At 75.3% G+C, this 1,594-nt stretch carries 2 protein-coding genes; one reads left to right on the top strand and one right to left on the bottom strand.

Annotated features, from left to right (window positions below; all coding sequences use genetic code 11):
• On the top strand, positions 1-720 hold a 720-nt coding region (locus QJR14_05445), incomplete at its 5' end, for a hypothetical protein (GenBank protein ID MDI3317044.1).
• Here the strand turns inward: QJR14_05445 and QJR14_05450 are convergent.
• Positions 683-1,594: hypothetical protein (locus tag QJR14_05450; protein ID MDI3317045.1), on the bottom strand; the 912-nt coding region annotated here is incomplete at its 5' end. The genes QJR14_05445 and QJR14_05450 overlap by 38 nt on opposite strands.

Here is a 1,594-nt window from a genome sequence, read left to right on the forward strand (position 1 = left end):
CAGGACTTCGAGGGCTTCCCCCAGGCCTGGTACCGCGTCCGCTACGAGCCGCTGGGCGAGCCCCGCCTGGCCAAGCAGATCACCCATCGCGCGCTGGAGGCGGGGTTGCCGGTCCGGGTGAGCGAGGAGCTCTGGGGTCTGGACCACGGCGCCTGGACGCCCCTTCTCTACCTCTTCCCGGACGCCGACGTCCCCGTGGTCAGCCTGTCGATGGCGCTCCACTTCGGCCACGGGCGGGACGCGAACGATGCCGGCAGCACCGGGCCCTCGCTCGAGGCGGGGGCGGAGGCGCACCGGCGCCTGGGAGCCGCCGTGGCGCAGGCGGCCGAGGATCTGGGGCTGCGCATCGGCTTCCTGGCGACCGGCGCCCTGACGCACCGGCTCGACCTCTGGGGCGATGTCGATCTCCAACCGGCGGGCGGCGGAGGGGCGGAGGCACGGCGGCCTCCCGAACCGGACCTGACCCAGGCGCGGCCGTACGACCGGGAGGTGCTCACCCGGCTCCTGGAGCACCGCTGGACCGAGCTGGAGGCGGTCGACCCCGCCCTCCGCCGGGAAGCGGCGCCGGAGGGCGACAACCGCCCGCTCGAGACGCTCCTCGGCGCCCTGGCGGCGGAGGAGGAGCGGATCGGGCGACCCTTCGACACCCGCCTTCTCTCCTACGAGGAGGCGTTCGGCGTCTTCAGCCTCTCCACCCTCCTCTTCCGCCCCCGCGCCTGACGCGGATCACGATCCAACCCGGCCGCCGGCGGCGGGCCGGCGGCCGGCCGGCCGCAGCCCCGCCGCCGGGGAGGCGCCGCGGGCCGCGCCGGAGCGCAGCCTCGGCGAGGAGGACGGCCGCGGAGAGGGCGAGGCTGCCTCCCAGGGCGAGGCCGGCGAGCGCCAGGCCCCGGGTGGCGGCGAAGACGAAGGTCGGGCCGAAGCCGGGCAGGCCGAGACGGGCGAGCCCGCTCGCAGCGCCCAGCAGGCCGAAGGCGGGCGCGTCCAGGCCGGCCAGGGGGAAGAAGAGGACGGTGTAGACCGAGGCGGCCAGCAGGTGGAGGAAGCGGCCCAGGACATAGGGGCCGTAGCGGATGTCGCTTCCTGCCAGGACGGCGGCCACCTGGCCGTGGACGGAGAGGCCGCTCCAGGCGACGATGGCGCTGATGACGACGAGCTTCTGGAGGAGCGGCGCCGCCGTCTGCGCCACCTGGGCGGAGCCGATGTCGATCTCGAAGATCCCCGAGAGGATGGCCGGCACCAGGCGCGGGTCGAAGCCGGCCAGGGCGAGGAGCGCGCCCAGCGGCCTCTCCAGCGCCGCCACGGCGCCGGTCACCACCAGCAGGCGGAAGACGACCGAGAAGAACATGATGAAACCGAGGATGAGGAGGAGCGTCTGCATCGACTGGGTGACGGCGTCGCCCAGGAGGCGGCCCATGGGCCGGCCGTCTTCCTCGCGCGCCCTGAGGAGCTCGTGCCAGGCGCGGCGGAGGATCGGCCCCCTCCGGCTCTCCGGCCGCGGCGGCTCGTCCTCCCGCCCCCACCAGCGGAAGGCGAAGCCGACGGTGAAGCTGCCCAGGTAGTGGGCGAAGGCGATGGGGATGCCCGCGGCCGG

The organism is Bacillota bacterium, assembly GCA_029961055.1.
Taxonomy (GTDB): Bacteria; Bacillota; Sulfobacillia; order JAIMAT01; family JAIMAT01; genus JAIMAT01.